Source organism: Ruegeria sp. A3M17 (genome assembly GCF_003318255.1).
Lineage (GTDB): Bacteria > Pseudomonadota > Alphaproteobacteria > Rhodobacterales > Rhodobacteraceae > Ruegeria.
This window is the reverse complement of record NZ_QOCF01000007.1, coordinates 100370-124036: the sequence shown is the minus strand read 5'-3', so window position 1 is coordinate 124036 and position 23667 is coordinate 100370. Positions and strand designations below refer to the sequence as shown.

At 57.9% G+C, this 23667-nt stretch carries 20 protein-coding genes; 5 read left to right on the top strand and 15 right to left on the bottom strand.

Annotated features, from left to right (window positions below):
- The first annotated feature begins 1 nt into the window (after nucleotide 1).
- Complete coding sequence (locus tag DS906_RS04095) at nucleotides 2–757, top strand: ParA family protein (RefSeq protein ID WP_113788959.1); 756 nt, start codon at nucleotides 2–4, stop codon at nucleotides 755–757.
- Entirely contained in the window at nucleotides 754–1221 is a 468-nt protein-coding gene (locus tag DS906_RS04090) for a CYTH domain-containing protein (RefSeq protein ID WP_113788958.1), read from the top strand. The genes DS906_RS04095 and DS906_RS04090 overlap by 4 nt, the downstream gene beginning before the upstream one ends.
- On the opposite strand, the gene DS906_RS04085 is transcribed toward DS906_RS04090, so the two are convergent.
- The 9 genes from DS906_RS04085 to DS906_RS22260 form a co-directional block, all read right to left on the bottom strand.
- Nucleotides 1218–2588, bottom strand: coding sequence for a HAMP domain-containing sensor histidine kinase (locus DS906_RS04085; protein ID WP_113788957.1), 1371 nt, complete (start codon nucleotides 2586–2588; stop codon nucleotides 1218–1220). The genes DS906_RS04090 and DS906_RS04085 overlap by 4 nt on opposite strands.
- Entirely contained in the window at nucleotides 2581–3261 is a 681-nt protein-coding gene (locus tag DS906_RS04080; RefSeq protein ID WP_113788956.1) for a response regulator transcription factor, read from the bottom strand. Before DS906_RS04080 ends, DS906_RS04085 begins: the two co-directional genes overlap by 8 nt.
- A gap of 181 nt (nucleotides 3262–3442) precedes the next feature.
- A complete protein-coding gene (locus tag DS906_RS04075) occupies nucleotides 3443–4885 on the bottom strand; it encodes a Do family serine endopeptidase (RefSeq protein ID WP_113788955.1) in 1443 nt (480 codons plus the stop codon).
- Nucleotides 4886–5641: 756 nt separating this feature from the next.
- Nucleotides 5642–6241 (bottom strand): NTP transferase domain-containing protein, encoded by a 600-nt coding sequence (locus tag DS906_RS04070; RefSeq protein WP_113788954.1) that lies wholly within the window; start codon nucleotides 6239–6241, stop codon nucleotides 5642–5644.
- Nucleotides 6242–6272: 31 nt separating this feature from the next.
- Nucleotides 6273–8690 carry an FAD-dependent oxidoreductase gene (locus tag DS906_RS04065; protein ID WP_113788953.1) on the bottom strand — a complete coding sequence of 806 codons (2418 nt, stop codon included), beginning with the start codon at nucleotides 8688–8690 and terminating at the stop codon, nucleotides 6273–6275.
- A gap of 202 nt (nucleotides 8691–8892) precedes the next feature.
- A complete protein-coding gene (locus DS906_RS04060; RefSeq protein WP_113788952.1) occupies nucleotides 8893–10203 on the bottom strand; it encodes an HlyC/CorC family transporter in 1311 nt (436 codons plus the stop codon).
- A gap of 63 nt (nucleotides 10204–10266) precedes the next feature.
- Nucleotides 10267–11220 (bottom strand): tyrosine recombinase, encoded by a 954-nt coding sequence (locus DS906_RS04055; RefSeq protein WP_113789095.1) that lies wholly within the window; start codon nucleotides 11218–11220, stop codon nucleotides 10267–10269.
- A gap of 2 nt (nucleotides 11221–11222) precedes the next feature.
- On the bottom strand, nucleotides 11223–12746 hold the full coding sequence (locus DS906_RS04050; protein ID WP_113788951.1) for a hypothetical protein: 1524 nt from the start codon (nucleotides 12744–12746) through the stop codon (nucleotides 11223–11225).
- Complete coding sequence (locus DS906_RS22260; RefSeq protein WP_170557697.1) at nucleotides 12736–12885, bottom strand: hypothetical protein; 150 nt, start codon at nucleotides 12883–12885, stop codon at nucleotides 12736–12738. Before DS906_RS22260 ends, DS906_RS04050 begins: the two co-directional genes overlap by 11 nt.
- 79 nt (nucleotides 12886–12964) lie before the next feature.
- Between DS906_RS22260 and DS906_RS04045 the strand changes: the two genes are divergently transcribed.
- Together DS906_RS04045 and aroB are read left to right on the top strand one after the other, a co-directional pair.
- A complete protein-coding gene (locus DS906_RS04045) occupies nucleotides 12965–13552 on the top strand; it encodes a shikimate kinase (RefSeq protein WP_113788950.1) in 588 nt (195 codons plus the stop codon).
- Nucleotides 13553–14665, top strand: a complete 1113-nt coding sequence (gene aroB, locus DS906_RS04040; RefSeq protein ID WP_113788949.1) for a 3-dehydroquinate synthase — start codon at nucleotides 13553–13555, stop codon at nucleotides 14663–14665.
- On the opposite strand, the gene DS906_RS04035 is transcribed toward aroB, so the two are convergent.
- Both DS906_RS04035 and ssb read right to left on the bottom strand, forming a co-directional pair.
- The gene (locus DS906_RS04035) at nucleotides 14666–15736 is read right to left on the bottom strand and encodes a site-2 protease family protein (RefSeq protein WP_113788948.1); all 1071 of its coding nucleotides are present in this window, start codon (nucleotides 15734–15736) and stop codon (nucleotides 14666–14668) included.
- A gap of 18 nt (nucleotides 15737–15754) precedes the next feature.
- Nucleotides 15755–16249, bottom strand: coding sequence for a single-stranded DNA-binding protein (gene ssb / locus DS906_RS04030; RefSeq protein WP_113788947.1), 495 nt, complete (start codon nucleotides 16247–16249; stop codon nucleotides 15755–15757).
- A 207-nt stretch (nucleotides 16250–16456) separates the two neighbouring features.
- Here ssb and DS906_RS04025 point away from each other — a divergent pair, with 207 nt between their 5' ends.
- Nucleotides 16457–17038, top strand: a complete 582-nt coding sequence (locus DS906_RS04025; protein ID WP_113788946.1) for a lytic transglycosylase domain-containing protein — start codon at nucleotides 16457–16459, stop codon at nucleotides 17036–17038.
- Between the two features lie 62 nt (nucleotides 17039–17100).
- On the opposite strand, the gene DS906_RS04020 is transcribed toward DS906_RS04025, so the two are convergent.
- The 4 genes from DS906_RS04020 to DS906_RS04005 form a co-directional block, all read right to left on the bottom strand.
- Nucleotides 17101–19188, bottom strand: coding sequence for an ABC transporter ATP-binding protein (locus DS906_RS04020; RefSeq protein WP_113788945.1), 2088 nt, complete (start codon nucleotides 19186–19188; stop codon nucleotides 17101–17103).
- Nucleotides 19189–19279: 91 nt separating this feature from the next.
- Complete coding sequence (locus DS906_RS04015) at nucleotides 19280–20743, bottom strand: ABC transporter permease (RefSeq protein ID WP_113788944.1); 1464 nt, start codon at nucleotides 20741–20743, stop codon at nucleotides 19280–19282.
- Between the two features lie 12 nt (nucleotides 20744–20755).
- Nucleotides 20756–21802 (bottom strand): ABC transporter permease, encoded by a 1047-nt coding sequence (locus tag DS906_RS04010; RefSeq protein WP_113789094.1) that lies wholly within the window; start codon nucleotides 21800–21802, stop codon nucleotides 20756–20758.
- Nucleotides 21803–21937: 135 nt separating this feature from the next.
- Complete coding sequence (locus tag DS906_RS04005) at nucleotides 21938–23608, bottom strand: ABC transporter substrate-binding protein (protein ID WP_113788943.1); 1671 nt, start codon at nucleotides 23606–23608, stop codon at nucleotides 21938–21940.
- Between the last annotated feature and the right edge of the window lie 59 nt (nucleotides 23609–23667).

Sequence of the window (23667 nt, the reverse complement as noted above, 5' to 3'; positions counted from 1 at the left end):
AGTGAAGATCATTGCCTGTTACAGTAACAAGGGCGGTGTGGGTAAAACCGCGACCTCGGTCAATCTGGCCCGTGCCTACGCAGCAGCGGGGCACAAAGTTCTGCTGTGCGATCTGGACCCGCAAGGGGCATCCGGGTTTTATCTGCGCGTCAAACCATCCAAAAAGCTGACAGATGCAAGGTTCTTTGAGGATGTCGCGCGGTTTACCAAGTCCATTCGCGCCAGTGACTTCGAGGGGCTGGACGTGCTGCCAGCAAACATGACCTTTCGGGATTTTGACGTCTTCCTGTCACGGATGCGGAACACGCGGTCGCGGCTAAAAAAAGCGCTGATCTCGGCGGGCAGCGATTATGAGGTGATCATTCTGGATTGCCCGCCCAACTTTTCGACCCTGTCGGAAAACATCTTCAAAGCGGCCGATAGGATCGTAGTTCCGGTCATCCCGACGACCCTGTCTGAACGGTCTTTCGATCAGTTGGTCGGGTTTTTCGATGCCAACAAGTTGTCGAAGAAAAAGCTGACGGCATTCTTCTCCATGGTGCAGCAGCGTAAGACTCTGCACCTTGAGACGATGGATACGATGCGAAAGCATTATCGCAAGCGGTTCCTGCACAGCTCAATCCCGTTTGCGGCGGATATCGAACGGATGGGGCAGAACCGTGCGCCGGTCAGTGAATTCGCCCCGCGCAGCGCCGCCGGCTTGGCATACCAAGTGCTGTACGATGAGATGGAAAACGGAGTGGTTTCAAAGCGATGAGCACCGAAATTGAACGCAAGTTTCTGGTGGCGGAACTGCCCGACCTGAGCGGCGCGGATAAGGCCACCGTACGTCAAGGCTATCTGACCGCGCCGGACGATTCCACCGAACTGCGTCTGCGGCAAAAGAATGACCGGTACTTTCTGACACTGAAAGGAGTGGGTTCGCTGGTTCGGGTGGAACGCGAGGCCGAGATCACGGCCGAGCAATTCGAAACCTTCTGGCCGGAAACAGAAGGACGTCGGGTGGAGAAGGAACGCCATACCGGAAAATTGCCAGACGGTCGGGTGTTTGAGCTGGACATCTTTCTGGGAAACCTCGCGCCGCTGCGGCTGGTCGAGGTGGAGTTCGACACAGAGGCCGAGGCGCGGGCATACACGCCGCCCGACTGGTTCGGAACAGATGTGACGGCGGATAAACGTTATAAAAACAAGATGATGGCGATCAAAGGTGTGCCAATCTAGGGCTTACGCGCAAGTTTGATTGTTGCCTCAAGGCCAGGTTCGCAATTGCGCGCCTCGAATGCGCCCTGATGCATGTGTGAAATCGCCGCGACCAGCGCCAGACCCAGCCCTGAGTTGCGCTCGGTTCTAGCGGGATCGAGCGTCACAAACGGCACCTGCAGGCGTGGCAAATCCTCTTCAGGGACACCCGGGCCCCGGTCACGCACGCTCAGGCATGTGTAAGGACCGTTTTCTGTCAGGGTGATCGTGATCGCCGTCTTTTCTGGGGCATAACGCATGGCGTTTTCCAGAAGATTCGACAGCGCTTGGGATAGAAGCGGGCGGTGCCCCTGAACAGTGTGGGCGGTGCCGACGACTTCCAGCGAGATGCCCTGATCGGCGGCAACTGGTTCGTACAGCTCAACGACGTCACCGATCAGTTGTTGAAGACCTACTGGTTCGAACTGTTCCCGCCCAACACCTGCCTCGGCGCGTGAGATTTCAGTCAGCTGTCCCAGAACGCGCAGCACGTGGTCGATCTCGGCCGTGGCGCGGGCCACGTCGACCTCGCGGTCCAGATCACTTTTGGACGGGTCAGACAGCGATTCGACCCTTTGACGCAGACGGGACAGGGGGGATCGCAGGTCATGCGCGATTGAATTTGAGGTTGTGCGCAGATTGCTGATCAGTTCCTCAATCCGGTCCAACATGCTGTTCAGGGTTCCGGCCACTTGATCCAGCTCATCCCCGGTTCCGCGCAAGGGCATGCGGCGGGACAGGTCGCCCGACACGATGTTTTCTGCCGTGCCCGCAAATTCAGACAGGCGAGTGAAGACCAGCCGCGTGAAAAGCCAGCCTGTCAGCAGGCTTAGCGCTAGTGCAATCGCAAGTGCCAAGCCAACCGCTCGCAACAGTGCCCTATCGAATTGCTGCCGTGCAAGGGCATCACGACCGACCAGCAGGCGTTCGCCACCGGGCAAGCGTACCGAGGCGGCCGAGATCGGTACCAATTGGTCGTTATCGGCCCGGCGAAGTTCCAAATCAACCCAGCCACTGCCTGCTGTGACGTCCGCAGGCCAGTGCTTGAGGTTGCCAGCCAGCTTTACACCGAACCGGTCAGTCAAAAGATACAGAGCGTCCCGCTCGGATGCGGTTGGAATTCTCCGCTCAATGGCCTGCAATAGCCCGAACAGGCCGCGCCGTTCATATTCATCGGCCAAGCCGGTTAATTCAGCGGACACCACCGAGCGGGTCTCGCCCTCGATACTGCGATTGGCGGTAAAGTACACAAGCCCCAGCACAATTGCCGTCAGCAATGTGCTGAGAATCATGCTGGCAAGGACGAGGCGGGTACGGGAATTGTTGAACGAAAGTCGCAGGTTATCCATCGGATATCATGTAACCCGCACCCCGAACCGTTTCAATCAATGACGGCCTGTCGCCTTCGTCCAACTGGCGACGCAGTTTGGAGATATGGACATCGACCACATTGGTATTCGGGTCGAAATGGTAATCCCAGACACCTTCCAGCAACATGGTGCGCGACACGACACGGTTCTTGCGGCGCAGAAAGAACTCGAGGATCTGGAATTCACGCGGGGTCAGGGAAATCTCTTGCCCGTCGCGAATGACCTTGCGGGTCAGCAGATCCATCTCAAGATCACGGCAGGTCAGCGTCGCGGTTTCCTCGGATTCCTGAGGGCGTCGCAACAGGGCTTCGATCCGGGCATGCAGTTCCTGGAACGAAAACGGTTTGACCAGATAATCGTCCGCACCCGAGCGCAGGCCCTTTACCCGCTCGTCAACTGCGCTCATTGCGGTCAGCATCAGGGTAGGGGTCTTAACCCCGGCCGCCCGCAAAGAACGGATCAGCGAAAGGCCATCAAGACCGGGAAGCATCCGGTCCAGCACAATGGCGTCAAACCCGCCATCGGTGGCGTGGTACAGACCCTCGCGCCCGTCTGCGGCCTGCTCGACCACATAACCTTCCTCGCCAAAGCCCTTGGCGATGAACTCACGAGTGTCCTCGTCATCTTCGACGATCAGCAGGCGACGGCTCATATTTTGCGTTCCTTTCTAGCGGGATTTAAACACAAAAATCCGGCAAAGCACATGATTTGCTTAAATTACGTGCCGGGTGCGTTGCAGCGCACCCGGCAGTCCCGGCGGAGTGCGGACAATTCAATCCGCCGAGGAGGCGCACGCCAGAAATCCCCATCAAATGGCGCACGCGGACTTCGGGTCAGGCGATTTCCACCGCTACGAAGATCTGGTTTCCGCCCCGGTTGATCAGCACCAGCGCAGGGTCAGTCTTTTCGCTGTCCAGCGCGGCCTTCAGCGCGTCAGGTGAGGCGGTTTCCTGGCTGCCCAGTTTCACGATCACGTCGCCGCGTTGCAGACCGGCCTTGGCAGCGGGGCTGTCTGGCTTCAGATCAGTGACGACCACACCGTCGATATTCTCAGCAACGCCCATCTGCGCGCGGTTGCTGTCGGTCAGCGGTGCGACGGTCACGCCCAATGCGGTGCCCGAGATTCCTTCGTCCACCGATTTGTCGATTTCAGCCGAGGCGCTTTGATGCTGGCCGATTGTCAACTCGATCTGCTGCTCTTTGCCGTCACGCAGAACGGTCATGACACTGTCGGTACCGACTTTGGTCGTGCCGACAAGGATCGGCAGGTCGCTGCTGGAATCGACGGCTTCGTCGTTGAAGGTCAGGATAACGTCGCCCTGTTCCAACACGCCTTCGGCCGGGCTGCCTGCGACGACATCCGACACCAGCGCACCGGTTGAGGCGTCGATACCCATCGCTGCCGCGATCTCGGGGCTGACATTCTGGATCGAAACACCCAGCCAGCCGCGGCTGACCTGACCATCATCGCGCAGATCTGCGGCGATATGCTCAACGATGTTCGAGGTCACGGCAAAGCCCAGACCAACCGAACCGCCGGTAGGAGAGTAAATCGCCGAGTTCACGCCAATCACTTCGCCCTCCATGTTGAACAGCGGACCGCCCGAGTTGCCCTTGTTGATGGCAGCATCGGTCTGAATGAATTCAGCGTAAGGTCCGGCCGAGATGTTGCGGCCCTTGGCCGAAACGATACCGGTGGTCACGGTAGAGTGCAGGCCAAATGGGTTGCCGATGGCCACGACATCTTCACCCACGCGGATAACGTCGCTGTCCCCGATTTCGACGGCCTGCAACGCTTCGCCAGCGTCGATCTTCAGAACGGCGATATCTGTCAGCGGGTCGGTGCCCACGATCTCGGCCTCGAAACTACGGTCGTCGCTCAGACGGACGGTCACGGTCGAGGCATTGTCGACAACATGGTGGTTGGTGATGATGTACCCGGCTTCGTCCAGTACAAACCCCGATCCTAGACCTTGCGATGGTCCGCGCTGCGGTGCCTGAAAGCCCTCAGGCGCGCCGAAGCGTTTGAAGAACTCACCGAAGGGGGGGTCTTCTAAATCAGAATTCTGTCCTTGTCCCAGGGCTTGTACGGGAACGATGTCCTGTTCGGCGATGATGGTCACCACCGAGGGCGACACGCCTTCGACCAGATCGGCCAGAGCTTCGTCGGCCAGCGAGGGCAGGGCGGTCGTGGCCAGCAGCGCGGCACCAAGGGCGGATGCGCCAGCCAAGCCAGTTGCTCGTGGCAAAAGCAGTGAGGATTTACGGATGCTCATTTTTGTCTCCTGTTTATATCGCGCGATTGCAGGCGCGCGTTAACCGAGGAGATGAGGCATCAGTCTGTGAGTTTCCTGTGCTGAGGATTAAGATATCTTAATTTAGCCACAAACAGGTCGTCGTATGTCGGCGGTCCGTAGGGATACGTGGCGAATCGCTTGCTGCGAATCGGCGATTGTTGCCAATTCGAAAGTCAAATCCCGATTTAACCTGAATTGATTCAGTTTTGGTAACAAAGGACCACTGAAAGGCTGTGGCGGAAATCCGCTCATCTCTTGGTTGTGATGTGTTTCTGTAACCTGAACAATTCAAATGTATATGCTCCCGATAAGGTTTATATATGCTCAATAAAGAATATACATAACGCCTGATTTGGCCTAAAGCGGCCAGTGGATTGATCACCTATAGGTAGATTTCGCCTCGGCGGGATGTTGCGCAAAAACCATTCCGAGACGCCAAAAATTAACCGTTCTTTCCAATTTTACATTGTTTGGACGCACCGTTTGGGTGACGATGAACTTGCCCAAGCGAAGGGGGAGCCGAAGGCACTAGGGGGTGCCAACGGCTTGTCACAGTCACTGGAAACGCTGAGCGGCATGTTAACGAGGGGGTCTTGTTTAGGTTCAGCGGCGGAATAGCCAGGGTGCCATAGGCATTTTTGGCAGCGTTTTCAGGATTGGTGAAAAGTGGTAGTCCTGTTTTGGGCAAGCGGCCTGGTCGGTATCGACCGGGCCGCTTCTAATTTTGCAGACAGGTTATATGGACTTCCCGGCCCGCCAGCGCGCCCAATCTTCGGGTGTGTCCAGATCCAACAGGGCGTTTTGACCGGGCAATGGTTGAAGATGCACTGCATTCTTATGCGCCTGCACAACGGACTGCGCGCCTTCATCGCCGGTAAGTTGATTGAGCTCTCTGAACAGCGGACGGGCAAACACAACCGGATGGCCGGGCTTTCCTGTGGCTGTCGCCCCACGCCAGATCAAGCAATTTGGATATTCTTGGATAGACTCTGCGACCTGCTTCAGGTCACCTACTGTGATGTCCGGCAAATCTGCCAGTAAAACCATGACAGCCTCCGCATCGGCGGGCACAGGCGCAAGAGCACCGCGCAAACTGGCGTTCATGCCCTCATCAGCGTCGGGTATTTCAACTGCAACAACATCCATACCTTTCAAGGCGTCCTGGCGAGGATGCGGGGCAGGCGGTAACGCAACGATCACGGGGCCAACTTGTAGCGCTGTTTGTGCAGATCGCCGTAGCAAGGGCATGCCATCGACGATTTGCATCAGCTTGTCCGTGCCAGCCATGCGGCGGGATTGTCCGGCTGCCAAAAGGATGATGGGAATGTCTTTCATACCATCACATAGCCGTCATAGCCGTCTTTTGTCATCCCCGCATACGTGCACTGTCCGCGTCGAACAGTGGTGTTGAGATCACGCGCGCCTTGCGCATCTGGCCCAGTATCTCAATCTCGACCTCCAAACCGTCACGGACGCGATCCGAGGGCAGGAAGCCCATGGCGATGGATTTGTCGGCATAATGGGAATACCCGCCCGAGGTGCAGAACCCGACGACCGCACCATCCAGCCAGATCGGCTCATAGGCATTCACGTCAGCGTCGTCAGCATCCACTTCGAATGAGACCAGCTTGCGCGCGGTCCCCTCGGACTGTTCCAACTCGGCCGTGGCGCGACCGATAAAGTCGGTGTTCTTCGTGAAGGCGATAAAGCGATCCAGCCCAGTTTCAGCTGCGGTGTAATCGGGGGAGAACTCGCGCATCCACGAGCCAAAGAACTTGTCCAGCCGCAGGCTCATCATCGCGCGCATGCCAAAGGGCACCATGCCGTAGGGCTGACCGGCCTGCCAAAGGGTCCAACACAATTGCCGTTGGGCGATCGGATCACAGTAGATTTCGTACCCCAGATCGCCTGTGTAGCTGACCCTTTGAACAGTGCAGTCGGTCATACCGATGGTCATGCGGCGAACATCAAGGAACCTGAGGTCCGAGATGTCCGTACGGGTACAGGCCGCCAAAACCGTGGCCGCCTTTGGTCCGGCGATCTGAAAGCCGTTCATACGATCGCTGATATTTTCAATTGTAACGCCATCGTCCTGATGCTGCAGGAACCACCGCATATGGAATGCCTGACTGCCGTATGAGGCGGTTAGTTGGAATTCGGTCTCGGCCAGACAGGAAACGGTGAAATCCCCGATCAGCTTGCCCTTGTGCGACAGCATCGGTGTCAGCGAAAGTCGCCCCGGCTTTGGGATGCGCCCGGCCATGACCCTGTCCAGCCAGTCTCGCGCACCCGGGCCGGTGATGCGATATTTGCCGAAATTGTGGACCTCGTTGATGCCTACACCATTGCGCACAGCGCGCACCTCGCGCCCCGTCGCCTCGAACGCATCCGAGCGGCGGAATGAAGGCGTTTCATAGCCCGGCTCATCGCCCTGCGTAAAATAGTTCGCAACCTCCAGCCCGTATTGCTGACCCCAAACCGCGCCCAGGTCGCTGAAGATATCGTACATCGGGGTGGTCCGGTTCGGACGCGCGGCAGGCAGTTCTTCGTTGGGGTAGGCGACACTAAAGCGTTTCTGATAGTTCTCAATCACCTTCGGGCGCGTATAGCCAGGCCCGATCCAGTCGCCGAAGCGGGCGACATCCATGGCGAACACATCGCGCTCAGGCTCTCCTTCGATCATCCATTGCGCCAACGTCAGTCCAACGCCGCCGCCCTGACTGAACCCGGCCATCACGCCACAGGCGGACCAATAGTTGCGCATGCCCGGCACCGGCCCGACGAGCGGGTTGCCATCGGGCGCAAAGGTAAACGGTCCATGGATCACCGATTTGACGCCAGCCTCGGCCAGAACGGGGAAGCGTTTGTAGGCGAATTCGATACTGTCGGTGATCTTGTCATAATCGTCGGGCAGCAGTTCGTGGCCGAACTCCCACGGTGTGCCATCGACAGCCCAGGGTTTGCAGGGCTGTTCATAGAACCCAATACACAACCCGCGCCCTTCCTGCCGCAAATAGCTTTCTCCGGCGGGGTCCATCACATGCGGATGCTCGCCGCCAGCGTCGATGATCGCCTCGATTTGAGGGATCGAGTCCGTCACCAGATACTGGTGCTCCATTGGGTGCAGCGGGAAATAGACGCCCGCCATCGCGCCAACCTCGCGCGCCCAAAGGCCACCGGCATTGACGATGTGTTCGGCATGGATCGTACCCTTGTCGGTGACGACATCCCATGTCCCGTCGGGGCGCTGGATGGTTTCGCGTACCATGCAGTGCGTTTCGATGGTTGCACCGCCCATCCGGGCCGCTTTGGCATAGGCATGGGTGGTCCCTGACGGGTCCAGATGACCGTCCAGCGGATCATAAAGCGCGCCGATGATCCCGTCGGTGTTGGTGATCGGAGCGATCTTTTTGATCTCATCCGGGCCAACGATTTCGGTTTCCAACCCCATGAATCGATGCTTGGCGCGCTCGGCCAGCAGCATATCGAACCGATCCTGATTATCTGCCAGCGTCACTCCGCCCACATGATGCAGGCCGCAGGACATGCCGGTGATCTCTTCCAACTCCTTATAAAGCCGGATCGTATATCCTTGTAGCGCCGCCATGTTGGTGTCGCCATTCAGGGTGTGAAACCCACCCGCCGCATGCCAGGTCGATCCGCTGGTCAGTTCGGAGCGTTCCAACAGCATCACGTCCGTCCACCCCAGCTTGGTCAGGTGATAGAGAACGGAACATCCAACGACTCCGCCGCCGATGACTGCAACTTGGGTTGTGAGTTTCATGCACGTCTCCTGATGCCTATGCCGTCAGTCTCAATAGGAAAGCTGCCTTTGCAATAGCTTCAGCGACAGAAAGTGTCGCGGAAGGCGATCCGGGTTCAGCGCCTGCTGGCGAACCCAAACAGGAAGGATAGGGTGGTTCTCCAAAAGAAAACCGGCGCTCGGATCAGGACGCCGGTGTATTCTTGCAGTTTTTTGGTTGCCCTCAGAGAGGGCGAACTTTCAGTTCGGTGATCCGGTTGCCTTGACGTTTTGTCACCTCAAAGCGGAAGCCGTGAAAGGAAAAGACCTGACCGACGGTTGGGATCATCTGCGCCTCGTGGATGACCAGACCGGCGATGGTGTTTGCCTCAACGTCGGGTAGGGACCAATCCATCGCGCGGTTGGCGTCGCGGATTGTGGTGGCCCCTTCGACCAGAAACTGCCCATCTTCGGTACGGGTTACAGAAACGTCTTCGTCGATGTCGAACTCATCCGCGATCTCGCCCACGATTTCCTCGAGGATATCCTCAAGCGTGATCAGCCCGCGCAGCGAACCGTATTCATCCACCACCAGCGCAAAGTGGCTGTGCATCCGCAGGAATTCGCGCATCTGATCGTCCAGAGTGGTGGTTTCCGGAACAAAATAGGGGTCGTTTGCGACCTTGAGGATGTCGAACTCTTTCAGGCGGTTATCGGCGTTCTCACTGCCTCCGGCATGGGCGTACATCGCGCGGAACAGGTCCTTGGCATGCACGACACCCACGATGTTTTCTTGCTCATCCCGAAACACGGGCAGGCGGGTGTGACTGCTTTTCAGACATTGCTGAAGGATGGCCTCGGGCGAGGCGTCTGCATCGATCATCTCAATATTCGAACGGTGCAGCATGATCTCTTCAACCGTACGATCGCCCAAATCCAGCGCGCCCAGGATACGGTCGCGGTCTTCCTTTTCGACCACGCCTTCGGAATGACCAAGCTGCAACGCACCGGCGATTTCCTCGCGCACGGCCAGAATGTTGCTGTCCGGGTCGATCTGGACGCCGAACAGGCGCAGAACTCCGCGTACCAGCAGGCGCACGGCTGCAACGATGGGCGAAAACACCGTCACGACGACGCCGATGATCGGTGCCACGGCTGCGGCGGCTTTTTCCGAATTGGTGATCGCGTAGGTCTTGGGAAGAACCTCGGCAAAGATCAGGACCAGAAGAGTCATCACCAGCGTTGCCAACGCAACGCCACTTTCACCGAAAAGCCGAGTGAACAGCGCGGTCGCCAGCGACGCAGCAAGGATGTTCACAAGGTTATTGCCCAACAGGACCGAACCGATCAGCCGTTCGTTGTCGTCCGTGATTTCCAGCGCCTTTTGCGCGCCGCGTGAACCCTTGTCGGCCTGTACTCGCAGTTTTCCGCGCGATGACGCGGTCAATGCCGTTTCAGAACCCGAGAAAAAGCCCGACAGGACAAGCAAAAGCAGGATGGCGCCTGTGGTAAACCAGAATGCGCCGTCGATCAGAGAAGCAGAAGAGGGTTCCATCGGTCCTTGGTTGTTCGTGATACTGCATCCGTTATGGGGGTGCGCATGCTGTGGATCAAGGGGTTAGCCGTCGTCATCGCCGTCTTTCGCCAGCGGGTGATGCTGCAACACAAGCTCTGACAGGCGTTCGTCCAGGACATGGGTGTAGATTTCCGTGGTCGCCACATCGGCATGGCCCAGCAGGGTCTGGATCGACCTCAGATCAGCGCCATTGGCCAGAAGATGCGTGGCAAAGGCATGGCGCAGGGTGTGCGGTGTCACTTTTTCCGGGAAAACGCCACCTTCTACTGCCAGTTCCTTGACCAGCAGAAAAAACCTGTGCCGGGTCAGATAGCCGGATTTACCGCGAGACGGAAACAGGAACTTGGAACGCCGAGCGCCATCTGCAACCTGCTTGTCCTCGGTCTCGTCCCTGATATGCAACCACGCCGCCAACGCATCGCGCGCCGGAGGCGACAGTGGCACCATCCGTTCCTTGCCGCCTTTGCCCAACACAAGCAACATCCGGGGGTCACCTCTGGCCGAGGAAACCGGCAGCGAGACCAATTCGGTCACTCGCATTCCCGTGGCGTAGAGAACCTCCATCAGGCAGGTGTTGCGCACCCGGTCTGCTTCTTTTCGACCAGTGCGGCGCGCGGCCTCAAGCAAACGATCGACTTCGGCGACATCCAGCGTTTTGGGCAGGCGTTTTTTTCGACCGGGGCCTTTGATCTGAATAGCGGGGTTAGCTTCAAGCCAGCCTTCTTCGAAGGCGAACCGGAACAGTTGCTTGATCGCGGACAACCGACGTGCGCGCGTGGAACGGGACAGGCCCTGTGCGTCGCAGTCTATCAGGTATTGCTCGATCTGTTCCCTTTGTGTGTCGGGAAAACCCGTCTTTCGACGTTCCAGCCAGGCTGAGAATTCTTTCAGATCGCGGCCATAGGCCAGCAGCGTATTGGTCGCGGCCCCCAATTCGGCGGCCTGAGCTTGCAAAAAGGTGGAAATCCACAAGTCCTGCGTCGCTGGGGCGGCCACGATCAACTGTCCTGCAGGATCAGCAAGTTCAGCGCGGCGCGACGGGCGGTGTCCTCAAGACCCACACGGCGCAGCGTCGCAATGGCTGCTGTCAGATCGACAAGGTTGCCGCGTGACCCGTGCGCGAACTGCTGCATGGTCTCTAAGATCGCTTCACCTAGCTGATCGTTGTTTAGCATCGTTTCGATATTCGACGGGACAGGGGCGGCCCATGCAAACCCCTGCGCAACCGCATCCGCCAAAGGCGAAGGAGAGCGCGCGCGCCCCGGATCGCCTTGCGCTAACGCCGCCAGAAAGTGATTTTCGTCGGTTTGACCGGGCACAGAAAGGGCGGCGGTTTCATACAGTTCGGACAACAGTAGGATACGCCAGCGCAACTGTTCCGCTTGCGGGTCCGTCAATTCGATCTGCGACAGTCGTTCTGCGAACAATTCTGCAAAGGGCACCTCTAATCCGATCAGGCGCATTTGCGTCCACACGGTCTTCAAAGCCCGGGCGATCTTTTCAGGATCGCGCGAATCCAGCGCGGCCTCGAACCGTTGCACGGCCGAGACCCTGTCCCAAACTGCGCCGGACGCGGCCGGAGTGCGCTCGGTATACAGGCCCAGCAACTGGTTGGGGGTAAGCGCGCCGATACGGGTCAGCCGCTCGGCCGCTTCGATCTGCGCTTTCCACCCGGCCACGTCCCGCAGGTCGGCATTCGCAAAGGCACGGGGCAGAGGGGTCGATGGCAGGCGTTCTCCGATGGCCTCAAACAGGCGAAAGGTCAGCGGGCTGGGATCGTCAGGCTGTGGCAGGTATTCGGCGTCTTCAAACAACTCGGGGCTGAGAAAGCGATCCAGTACATCCAGTTCTTCTGGTGGCAGTATTTGCAATGCATGTGCAGCTTCCAGCGTGAGGGCGGCTGATGGCCAGTCTCCGCGCCGCGCCTTGCAGAATATTTGCGCGGCGTAGTCCTGCGACAGGTGTGGCTTCGCGATCAGCGACGTACAGCTGCGATCCTCATCTCCGGTCAGCAAGGTGGCGTCAAACCAGCGCTGGAACCTGTCGCGTGTGTCGGTCGGACCGGCCAGTTGGACCAGTGATTGCGCCGGGTCGGCTGCGCCAAGTTGCATCAATCGGTCGATGCGGGCCAATAGTAGCGTTTCCTCGGCACCGGAACCGGCAGGCGCACGGGCCTCGGACAGGATCAGCGTAAACAGCAAACGCTGCATCGTGGGATTATAGCGAACCGGCACATCGGTGATCAGCTCGGCCAGCCGGTCAGCATCACTATTCTGCCAAAGGTGCACCGGCAGGCCAGTCACAGACGACGACACAAGCCCCAACGGCTGTGACAGAGCCTCAAGCGGAGAGACTTGGATATCCGGCTGAATGCCCGTCTCCGTGACCGGAGGTTCCAAGAGGACTGTCCCCGGCAGGTTTTCCGGAGGGTCCGTCAGCCAATCGATGACGGAAAGAGGAGCCTGTTGCGCCTGCGCTGAACCAGCCAGCAATAATGCAGCCAGTGCGGCTTTATTCAACATTCAGGATAACCGGCTCTCGGATCTCGTCTTGCGGGGCCGAGAAATCCACCCCGAATATCGGACCCAGATAGGCATATCCCACCAGCCCGACAAAACACAGGCAAACAATATATATCAAGAACTTGATCAGACGGCCCATTGCTCAACGCTGCCCCAATTTTGTCTTTTGCCATAGTTATAGCTGGCATTTTTCGTAAGATCACGTCATTCACGTTGAAATGAGCGAAATTAAGCATAACACTCACACAGAAGGTACTGATGCGGTCTTTGAACTGCACAAAACCGTCGTTCTTGTTGGCATGATGGGGGCCGGAAAGACGGCTGTGGGCCGTGCATTGGCCGCAAGGTTGGGTGTTCCCTTCCTCGACAGCGACGCCGAGATCGAATCGGCCGCCAATATGACCATCCCCGAGATTTTCGAGCGTGACGGTGAGCCGTTCTTTCGTGCCAAGGAAAGTCAGGTCATCGGGCGTCTTTTGGACGAGGAAAAAGGCATCCTGTCCACTGGCGGCGGGGCGTTTCTGTCTGAGCTGAATCGCCAGATGATCACCGAACGCGGGGTCTCGGTCTGGCTGCGGGCTGATTTGAAGGTTTTGTGGAACAGGGTCAAACACAAGGACACGCGGCCTTTGCTACGCACGGCGGACCCTTATGCGACCTTGCGCGCCTTGTATGAGGCCCGCGTCCCGGTTTATGCGCAGGCAGGTCTGACGGTTGAGTCTGATGGCGAAACCTCGATTGAAAATATGGTGGACCGGGTGGTGGAGTCGATGTTGACACGCCCCGACGTATTGGAACGGAGTTAAATGCACCAAACCGTACATGTAGAGCTGGGCGAACGCTCGTATGACGTGGAAATCGGGCCCGACCTGCTGGCACAATCCGGCACGATGATTGCGCCCTTGCTGCACCGGCCCAAGGTCGCTGTTCTGACGGATGAGAACGTGGCTGGGTTGCATCTGAATGCGTTGCGGGATGGTCTGGCCAAGGCCGAGATCGAGATGACCTCCTTAGCCTTGCCTGCGGGTGAGGCCACCAAAAGTTGGCCGCATTTCGAACGCGCGGTTGAGTGGCTGTTGTCGGAAAAAGTCGAACGCCGCGATGTGGTTATCGCCTTGGGTGGCGGGGTCATTGGTGATCTTGCGGGATTTGCTGCGGCCGTTTTGCGGCGCGGCGTCCGTTTTGTCCAGATACCGACCTCGTTGCTGGCGCAGGTGGACAGTTCTGTTGGTGGAAAAACCGGAATAAACGCACCACAGGGTAAGAACCTGATTGGGGCATTCCATCAGCCGTCACTGGTTCTGGCGGACACTTCCGTTCTTGGCACGATGACCCAGCGGGATTTCCTGTCGGGCTATGGTGAAGTGGTCAAATACGGCCTGCTGGGTGACGCCGAATTCTTTGAATGGCTTGAGGTCAACGGCCCCAACGTCTCGGACGGGGACATGGCTGCGCGCGTGCGGGCGGTGACACGCTCGGTTCAGATGAAAGCCGACATCGTAGCCCGCGATGAGACTGAGCAGGGCGACCGAGCACTGCTGAACCTTGGGCACACTTTCTGTCACGCGCTTGAAGCGGCCACTGGCTATTCGGATCGTCTGCTGCACGGTGAAGGCGTTGCCATCGGCTGTGCATTGGCGTTTGAGCTATCCTCTCGTCTTGGGCTGTGCTCACAGGAAGATCCGAGCCGAGTGCGAGCACATTTGCGCGCGATGGGAATGAAAACCGATCTGGCCGACATTCCCGGAGACCTGCCGGATGCCGAGGCACTGGTTGACCTGATGGCGCAGGATAAAAAGGTCATCGACGGCCAGCTGCGTTTTATTCTGGCGCGCGGGATCGGGCAAGCGTTCGTTACTTCGGACGTCCCAAGGGACGCTGTGTTGTCCGTGCTGGAAGACGCATTGGCGACGATCTGATCACCGTCCGCGGATCACCATCAGTTCACCGATGTTTTCGCGGGTGATGTAGCCGACCATTGTCCCGGCCTGCGTGCAAACTGCGACGGCGGGAGCACCCTTGTGTAGCTTCTCCAGCACGGTTTCCAGGCCAGTGGTCAATTCAACGCGCGGGATCTCGGTTTCCATGATCGAAGTTGCTAGATCTGACCGAGGTGCCTCTTGCGCCATGGCAGTGAATAGCGTGCCGCGTGCTATAAAGCCCAAAAGCTCTCCATTCGGACCCAGCACGGGGAATTCGTGTTGCGTGGTGTGAATGACGGCCTGTGCGGCGGTTGCAAGCGTGTCATTCGGCGATAGGGCGTGAAACTCGGTAATCATCGCGTCGCGGGCCAGCACCCGCCGCGCGACCGAGCGCATGGCCACATCGTGGCTTTCCGCATTGGCCGCGACGAACACGAAGACGGCGATCAAAACCAGCAGGGGGTTACCGGTGCTCAGACCGAGAAAACCAAACGCCACCGCCACGACCTGACCCGCAAGGGCGGCGATACGTGTGGCTTTTACCCGGTCCATCTTCAGACACAAAAGCGCACGGAAAACCCGGCCGCCATCCATGGGGAAGGCCGGGATCATGTTAAATACGGCCAGCAGCAAGTTCACATAAGCCAGCCGGTTCAACAGTCCGGCACTGGTCGAATCGATCCGGGCCAAGGAGTCCAGCGTCATTCCGGCCCCCATGGCCATCAAAACGATCCAGATCACAATATTTACCGCCGGCCCGGCCAGAGCGACCCAGACTTCTTCCATGGGCTTCTCGGGCATCCGTTCGAGCCGGGCGAGCCCTCCGATGGGCAGCAAGGTGATGTCAGGGGTTTTGATGCCATAGCGCCGCGCCATCAGCGCGTGGCCGAACTCATGCGCGACAACGCAAGCAAACAGGGCCAGAACAAAGATCAGGTTGTCGATGGCGGCGGGCATCCCGCCTTTGGAATAGGCCGCAAAGGCGACCCAGCCCAGTAGCAGAAAAAAGGTGACATGGACCCTCAGTTCCGACCCCAGTACCCGGCCGAGTGAGAAGGACCATGCCATGTTTCGTCTCCGTTTGCCTTAGAACGGAATCTCGTCGTCGTCGATTCCGCCGGATGCAGGGGCCGGGGCAGGGGCGCTGGACTGCCCGCCATAGGGGTCGCCATAGCCGCCGCCGGCTTGACCGCCGCCATAGCTGCCTGATTGTCCGCCGCCGCCTTCGCCGCGTGCATCCAGCATCACAAGGGTCGAGCCGAACCCCTGAAGAACAACCTCAGTCGAATAACGATCCTGCCCAGATTGGTCCTGCCATTTGCGGGTCTGCAATTGCCCTTCGAGATAGACCTTCGAGCCTTTGCGCAGATATTGCTCCGCTACGCGGACAAGCCCTTCGTTGAATATCGCGACCGAGTGCCACTCGGTGCGCTCACGACGCTCGCCAGTATTGCGGTCTTTCCAGTTTTCGGATGTGGCAATGCGCAGGTTGCATACTTTGCCCCCGTTTTGGAAATTCCTAACTTCAGGATCGCGGCCAAGATTTCCGACCAGAATGACCTTGTTGACTGAACCTGCCATATATTTCCCCGTTCTTGTCTGTGTCGAGCGCGCCCGAATCTGGCGCAAAGTTTCTACGCGACCCTATACGGCCTACGTCGTGGTTAAAACACAGTTGATCTGTGCAACGGTCGGCAAGAAATCCCGAAGGTTCTATTTACCATGCTTTCATTTTTGCCTGAAATACCTATACTCGTTAGGGTTCGAGAGCGAGCGGGATTGGCATAAATGCGTTTTCTAGTTGGTTGTTTTTCTGTTCTGTGCCTCGCGCTGGTTTCGGTTCCGGCCGCGGCAGAAACCCTGTCCACCAAAAACCGTAAGGATATTTTCCTCAAACAATCCAAGATTTTAGACTCGCGCGCTGCCACCCAATACCGCGGTTCTGAACGGCTGAAGCCAAAGACAGCACAGCCAACTCAAGTCATCAAGCGATATAATGGAAAATATCGCGGCCAATACCTGGCGCTGGCGCGGCAAGCAGCCCGGAAACACAGTGTCCCGGAAGAGTTGTTCTTGCGGCTGGTGCAACAGGAAAGCGGATGGAACCCGCACGCGGTGTCCCACAAAGGGGCACTGGGTCTGGCACAGCTGATGCCCGGCACCGCGCGTCTTTTGGGTGTGAATCCGCATGATCCCAAACAGAATCTGGAAGGCGGGGCCCGTTATTTGTCGTGGCAGTACCGCAAGTTCAAATCCTGGCGTCTGGCGCTGGCGGCTTATAATGCTGGTCCGAAAGCCGTGGAAAAACACGGTGGCGTGCCGCCTTACAAAGAAACCCAGAACTATGTGAAAGTGATCTGGGGCGGCTGATCACCAGCCCACCCAAGTCAGAAAAGAACCGGCGCTGTGGCCGGTTCTTTGCGTTTGGGCTGCTACTCGGCCGCGATTTTGATGACCGGCTCCATGCGGGCCAGAACTTCTTCGGACAGATGGCATTTGACCTGATGTCCGTCCGCCAGGGTTTTCACCGGCGGCACATCTTTCTCGCACAGCCCACCCGGCACTTCGGATTTCCAGCGACAGCGCGTCTGGAAAGGGCACCCCGGGGGCGGGTTCATGGCCGAGGGGATATCACCGTCCAGAACGATATGCGCTTTTTCAACTGACGTATCCGCAATGGGAACAGCACTCAGCAGAGCCTCGGTATAGGGGTGATATGGCGGCGAGAACACTTGATCGGTGGTTCCCAGTTCGACCACATGGCCCAGATACATCACCATCACCCGGTCGCTGAGATAGCGCACAATCGACAGATCATGGCTGATGAACAGCAAGGTGGTCTTGTGTTCGCGTTGAATCTCCATGAGCAGGTCGGTCACCGCCGCCTGAACGGACACATCCAAAGCTGACACAGGCTCGTCCGCAACAACGATCCTCGCATCGCCGGCAAAGGCGCGCGCGATACCGACGCGCTGTTTCTGTCCACCGGACAACTGGCGCGGCATCCGCTCAGCAAAGGCGCGTGGTAGCTTCACCAAGTCCAACAATTCCAGCATGCGCTGTTTTCGCTCAGCCTCGGAATTGCCGACGCCAAAGATTTCCAGCGCGCGGATGATCTGCCGCCCAACGGTCATCGAGGGGTTCAGAGTGTCAAATGGGTTCTGGAACACCATTTGAACTTCGCCCACGGTTTTGGCGTCACGTTCTTCGATGGGCACATCTTCGATGTTGCGGTTGTCCAGCAGGATTTGTCCATCTGTGGCCGTTTCAAGCCCCATTAAAACCTTGGCAAAGGTGGATTTACCGCACCCGGATTCGCCCACAATTGCCAGCGTCTCAGATTCATGCGCCTCAAAGCTCAGCGTTTCGTTGGCTTTGACTACCTTCTTCTCACCGCCCCCGAACAACGCATTGGCGGCTACCTCATAGTACTTTTTGAGGTTGTCCATTTTCAGGACAACGCGGCCGATTTCGCCTTTTTCCTTCTTGTCGGCCAAAGTGATCGGGGCGTTCCAGTCAATCTCCTTGAACTTCAAACAGCGTGTGTGGTGGCGGTCATTGCCGGGCACCGGATCCATCAGAATGCTTTGCGCGTCGCAGCGACCTTCCTCGAAATAGTCGCAGCGCGGGCCAAAGTTACAGCCCGACGGGCGTTCGTGGGGCAGGGGAAAGTTCCCGGGAATGGCCACCAGTGGGCGGGCGTTCTTGTCTGCCCCCGGCAACGGGATCGAGCGGAACAGCGCCTGCGTATAGGGGTGCTGCATCTCGTCGAACACATCGTGGATCGAACCGCGCTCGACTGCCTCACCCGAATACATCACGCAAAGCCGGTCACAGGTTTCCAGAACCAGACCAAGGTTGTGCGAGATGAACAGCATCGAGGTGCCGTATTTCTTACCCAAATCCCTGACCAACTCGACTACGGCGGCCTCAACCGTCACATCCAGTGCGGTGGTCGGTTCATCCAGAATCAACAGCGCTGGTTTCGACATCAGCGCCATCGCGATCACGATACGCTGCTGCTGCCCCCCTGAAAGCTGGTGGGGGAACGAATTCAGCATTCGCTCGGGGTCGGGCAGGCGTACGTCTGTCACCACTTCCAATGCGCGGGCATAGGCCTCTTCCTTGCCGACTCCCTCGTGGATCATCGGCACTTCCATCAATTGCTTGCCGATCTTCATCGCCGGGTTCAGGCTGGCCATCGGCTCCTGATAGATCATCGCGATCTCATTGCCGCGGATATCCCGCAGCTCGTCCGCGCTTATTTCGGCCAAATCGCGCCCTTTGAACTTGATCGAACCGCCGACAACCCGTCCGTTCTTGCCGAGGTCCTGCATGACCCCAAGCGCAACAGTGGATTTGCCGCAACCGGATTCCCCTACCAGTCCAACAGCCTCGCCGGGCTGTACGCTGACCGAAAAATCCATCACGGCGGGAATTTCCCGAAGGCGGGTGAAGAAAGAAATCGAAAGTTTGTCGATCTCAAGAATTGGGCCGTCATATTCCGCCAATTTGTTCATCTTGTATCTCCTCGCGAGAGTCCGGGGATCCCCTTCATCTGGCTAAAAATATCCTGGGGGTCCGGGGGCAAAGCCCCCGGTCGCTCTCACATCAGTCCTTCAGGCTTTCTTCACGCAGACCATCCGCCAGCAGGTTCAGACCAAGAACCAGCGACAGCAAGGCAAAGGCAGGCGGAAGGGCAGGGTGCAGATAGATCGAAAGTAGCTTGCGCCCTTCGTTGATCGTAGACCCCCAATCCGGGCTTTCCGGCGGCAGCCCCAATCCGAAGAAACCCAAGGTTCCCAACAGAATTGTGGTATAGCCGATGCGCAGACAGAAATCGACGATCAGCGGGCCACGTGCATTGGGCAGGATCTCCCACAGCATGATGTACCACGGACCTTCTCCACGTGTTTGCGCCGCCGCCACGTAGTCCCGCGTTTTGATGTCCAGCGCGAGACCGCGCACGATGCGGAACACGGTGGGTGAGTTCACGAAGACCACCGAAACAAACACCACGAGGATACCGCCGGGGATATCGAACAGGTCCAGATAGGTCGGCAAGCCCCAAATGCTGTAATCATCGGTGTTGATGATATAGCCATCGGTGGAAATCAGCGACAGATACAGCCACAGCGCGATACCCAGGACCCCGATCAACAGCGGAGTGCGGAAATTCGGGCGGGTGTAATACCGCGAGTTCAGCAGAACGCCGATGAACAGGATCGGGAACACGAACAAAACGGCCGCCATATAGTTTGGCACGCCTGTCGCCACAATTTCCGGCGTGACCAGCAGGTAGAACAACAGGATGACCGGAAAAGCCAGGATCAGGTTGGCAAGGAAGGACAGGAACGTGTCCAGACGTCCGCCGTAATACCCTGCCGGCAGACCCAGAGTGATCCCGACCATAAACGCGAACATGGTGGCCAGCGGGGCGATCTGCACCACGATCCATGCGCCTTTGACCATGCGACTAAAGACGTCCCGGGCGAGGTTGTCGCCTCCCAGAAGGTACCAGGCATACTCGCCGTCTTCAGGATTTTGCAGGGGCGTTCCGGGCACCTTGTTCTTCATGCCAGAGACCTGACTCAGCGGGTCATGTGTGATGATCAGATCCAGCGCACCGAAGATCCCGGTAAAGACCCAGAACATCACAAGACCGAAGCCGATCATGCCGATGGGGCTGTCGAACAGTTTGCCGTACAGCCCGAGGCGGCGTTTGAAGGCGATCGACATTGCAAACAGGATGATCAGCGACAACCAAACAGGCAGAAACTGCTGTGAGATCGCGCCGACGATCCCGGCACTGGTACCCATGAGGATGCCAAGCACGATATACGCGAGCGCAAGGACGACACAGGCGAAAAAGCTGTATCTCAAGGCTGATTGGGTCAATCCCCGCAGTCCTGTGCCTGAGCTGAGCGTGCCGTCCGCATTCAAGCTCAACGGGGCTTCGGGTAGAACGATGCTGCCGATGATCCAGACGACGATTGATACGACCAACGCAACCAGCGCGATCATCAGGATAGGGTTTAGAATGGCGATAGAGCCGGTCCAGCTAAGAGGTTCCATGATCTATCTCCCTTACGAAATACGGATGCGCGGGTTCAGGTAGACATAGCCGATATCGGATATCAGCTGCGTCACCAGCACCACAAAGACCGACACGACCGAAATCGCCAGCAAGAGCTGAATGTCGTTGTTGCCCGCCGCCTGTACCAGTGCCCAGCCAAAACCCTTGTAGTTAAACAGGGTCTCAACAATCACCACGCCATTCAGCAGCCATGGGAACTGCAGCATGATGACGGTAAAGGGCGCGATCAGCGCATTGCGCAAAGCGTGCTTCATAACGATGTTGCCAAAGGAAACACCCTTGAGACGCGCGGTACGGATAAATTGCGCGGTCATCACCTCGGTCATCGAGGCGCGGGTCATCCGGGCGATATAACCCATCCCGTAAAGCGCAATGGTCAGAACCGGCAGAAAGAAGTTCTCAAAGGTCGGATTGTCCATCGCCTGCGTCGCAGTGCCCTTGAACCATTTCAGGCCCACGGTGGACGACGTGAAGATAGCGATGAAGATCACGCCCGAAACGTATTCTGGCGTCGCCGTCGTAATGATTGAGAAGGTAGAGAGGGACCGGTCAAGCGCTGATCCTTCGCGCATTCCGGCCAATACTCCGACCAGTAGCGCGGATGGCACCATCAGGACCAAAACCCAAAACATCAGATAGCCGGTGTTGCCCAGGCGTTTGCCAACAATGGTGCCGACCTCATCTTTGAACACGCTGGAATAGCCCCAGTCGCCCTGCAAAACACCGCAATATCTGGAAGTCGTTTCCTCGGTCGACCCCGGTCGGGTACACGTTCCAAGGAATGTGCCGTCATCAAGTGTCTTGGTATAGCCGGGCAGAACCCCCAGCCATTGACCGTATTTGACCAGCGTCGGTTGCAGATAGCCGCGATTGTCCAGCCAGGTCTCAACCTGTTCGTCGGACATCCGCTGGTTGCCCTGCGTTTTCGCAAGCTTTTCCAGGTTCGGGTAGAGGTTGGTCAGAAAGAAGACCACGAAAGTCAGGCACAATGCAGTAAGAAGCATGACGCCGAACCGTCGGAGGATGAATAGTCCCATGATGGCCCCTGTTGTTCGGGTGTTCCGCAGATCATTGGACCATTGTCTGGCCTCGGACATCCGACCCCGTGTCGGCCTGTCTGCGGCTGGAAAGGGGCGCCCTGTTCAGGCGCCCCCATTAACGTCTGGCAGGTTTTAGGCCGCCCAGCCCCACTTATAGTGGTGATGCTCGAAGGACACGTGCATGTCGGTACCGACAAGACCGTCTTTCATGTGGCGATACAGCGAACGCCAGTATGGCTGAACGGTCACGCCTTCTTCCTGGATCATCGCCTCGCCCTTGGCCACCACTTCGCGCCGTTTGTCGGCATCGGCAATAGCCAGAGCTTCGGTCAGAAGCGCGTCAAATTCAGCATTGGACCAGCCGAACTCGTTCCAGGCTTCACCGGTGCGATACGCCAGCGCCCAGATTTGCACGCCGAGCGGACGGTGGTTCCAGTTGGTTGAGCTGTAGGGGTATTTTGCCCAGTCGTTCCAGAAGGTGTTACCCGGCAGAACGGTCCGTTTGACCTTGATGCCCGCGTCACGAAGCTGCGCCGCGACGGCGTCGGTGGTATTCCGGCGCCAGTCATCGTCGATCGAAAGCAGTTCGTGCTCGAAATCGATCATACCGGCCTCTTCCATCAGCGCGCGCGCGCCTTCCGGATCAACCTTCTGCTTGGGCAGTTCGAAATAATCCGGGTGGATCGGACCAACGTGATGGTTTTCCGCAGGTGAACCACGACCGCCATAGCCCAGTTCAAGGCAGATCGAGTTGTCGACGGCCATCTGCAGAGCCTGACGAACACGTTTGTCCGCATAAGGCTTCTTGCCATCAATCTCGGCCAGCTGGTTCGGACGGATGACGATGGTATTCATGGTCACAACTTCGGACTTCACATAGCCGAGGCTGTCCATCACGTCGATGAATTCACCAACCGATTCATACAGCATGTCGACTTCATCGGATTCCAGCGCGGCCAGCCATGCCGAGGGGTCGGTGCCGTAGTCAATGTAGACGATGCTATCCAGCGCCGGGCGACCAAATACATCTTCGCCCCACCAGGCGTGGTTTTCATTGCGAACGAGGGTCGCTTTCACGCCGACTTCCAGCTCCTGAATCAGATACGCGCCGGTGCCAACATTGTTGAGCAAGTCAGTTTCGCTGAACGAGCTGTGGACGACAGCTGCCGGGTAATCCGCCATGCCCGCAATCAGAGAGATATCAGACGCGGGCAGGTTCAGTTTGACGGTGTTGGCATCGACAACTTCGATTGCGCCGTCAATGGCCTGACCAGATTCCGGATCGATCAGTGTCGCAAAGCGACCTGCCATCGAGTTGGTTTCCGAGCTCTTGTCACACCAGCGCCCGATGTTGCGGGCCACGTCTTCTGCAGTGAAGTCGTCACCGTTGTTCCATTTGACGCCCGGGCGGACTTTCAGAGTGTAAACGGTTGCGTCGTCGTTGACTTCCCAGCCCTCCAGCAACATGCCGCGGAACGTACCGTCCGAGTTGTACTCGACCAGATACTCGAGCGTGCCGCGGGTGACATTCGCGATCTGCGACCAGTCATAGGTGCGAGGGTCCTTCAGGGCGCGCACTTCCTGCTGAACGCGCAGGGTGCCGCCTTCTTTCTTGGCGTCTTCACCGGCCGCACGCGCCGGGGCGGCCAGTCCGATCATGCCATAGGCTGCGGCAGCGGTGACCCCAAGACCTGTGGTGCGGGTCAAAAACTCGCGCCGGTTCAGTTTGCCGTCCCGATATTCCTGTGCGTGCATTTCTGCCGCCCAGTGCGTCGGTGCTCCGGTCATTGTCTGATTATTCATTAACGTTACTCCCTGTGAGCCAGTATTTTTTTGGATGAAGTGTCGAACCGCTCAGGCCG

Excerpts from the sequence above, each read along its gene's own strand:
- DS906_RS04090 (WP_113788958.1), top strand. The coding sequence starts at position 754 with ATGAGCACCGAAATTGAACGCAAGTTTCTGGTGGCGGAACTGCCCGAC.
- DS906_RS04085 (WP_113788957.1), bottom strand. The coding sequence starts at position 2,588 with ATGGATAACCTGCGACTTTCGTTCAACAATTCCCGTACCCGCCTCGTC.
- DS906_RS04080 (WP_113788956.1), bottom strand. The coding sequence starts at position 3,261 with ATGAGCCGTCGCCTGCTGATCGTCGAAGATGACGAGGACACTCGTGAG.
- DS906_RS04075 (WP_113788955.1), bottom strand. The coding sequence starts at position 4,885 with ATGAGCATCCGTAAATCCTCACTGCTTTTGCCACGAGCAACTGGCTTG.
- DS906_RS04070 (WP_113788954.1), bottom strand. The coding sequence starts at position 6,241 with ATGAAAGACATTCCCATCATCCTTTTGGCAGCCGGACAATCCCGCCGC.
- DS906_RS04065 (WP_113788953.1), bottom strand. The coding sequence starts at position 8,690 with ATGAAACTCACAACCCAAGTTGCAGTCATCGGCGGCGGAGTCGTTGGA.
- DS906_RS04060 (WP_113788952.1), bottom strand. The coding sequence starts at position 10,203 with ATGGAACCCTCTTCTGCTTCTCTGATCGACGGCGCATTCTGGTTTACC.
- DS906_RS04050 (WP_113788951.1), bottom strand. The coding sequence starts at position 12,746 with ATGTTGAATAAAGCCGCACTGGCTGCATTATTGCTGGCTGGTTCAGCG.
- DS906_RS22260 (WP_170557697.1), bottom strand. The coding sequence starts at position 12,885 with ATGGGCCGTCTGATCAAGTTCTTGATATATATTGTTTGCCTGTGTTTT.
- DS906_RS04045 (WP_113788950.1), top strand. The coding sequence starts at position 12,965 with ATGAGCGAAATTAAGCATAACACTCACACAGAAGGTACTGATGCGGTC.
- aroB (WP_113788949.1), top strand. The coding sequence starts at position 13,553 with ATGCACCAAACCGTACATGTAGAGCTGGGCGAACGCTCGTATGACGTG.
- DS906_RS04035 (WP_113788948.1), bottom strand. The coding sequence starts at position 15,736 with ATGGCATGGTCCTTCTCACTCGGCCGGGTACTGGGGTCGGAACTGAGG.
- ssb (WP_113788947.1), bottom strand. The coding sequence starts at position 16,249 with ATGGCAGGTTCAGTCAACAAGGTCATTCTGGTCGGAAATCTTGGCCGC.
- DS906_RS04025 (WP_113788946.1), top strand. The coding sequence starts at position 16,457 with ATGCGTTTTCTAGTTGGTTGTTTTTCTGTTCTGTGCCTCGCGCTGGTT.
- DS906_RS04020 (WP_113788945.1), bottom strand. The coding sequence starts at position 19,188 with ATGAACAAATTGGCGGAATATGACGGCCCAATTCTTGAGATCGACAAA.
- DS906_RS04015 (WP_113788944.1), bottom strand. The coding sequence starts at position 20,743 with ATGGAACCTCTTAGCTGGACCGGCTCTATCGCCATTCTAAACCCTATC.
- DS906_RS04010 (WP_113789094.1), bottom strand. The coding sequence starts at position 21,802 with ATGGGACTATTCATCCTCCGACGGTTCGGCGTCATGCTTCTTACTGCA.
- DS906_RS04005 (WP_113788943.1), bottom strand. The coding sequence starts at position 23,608 with ATGAATAATCAGACAATGACCGGAGCACCGACGCACTGGGCGGCAGAA.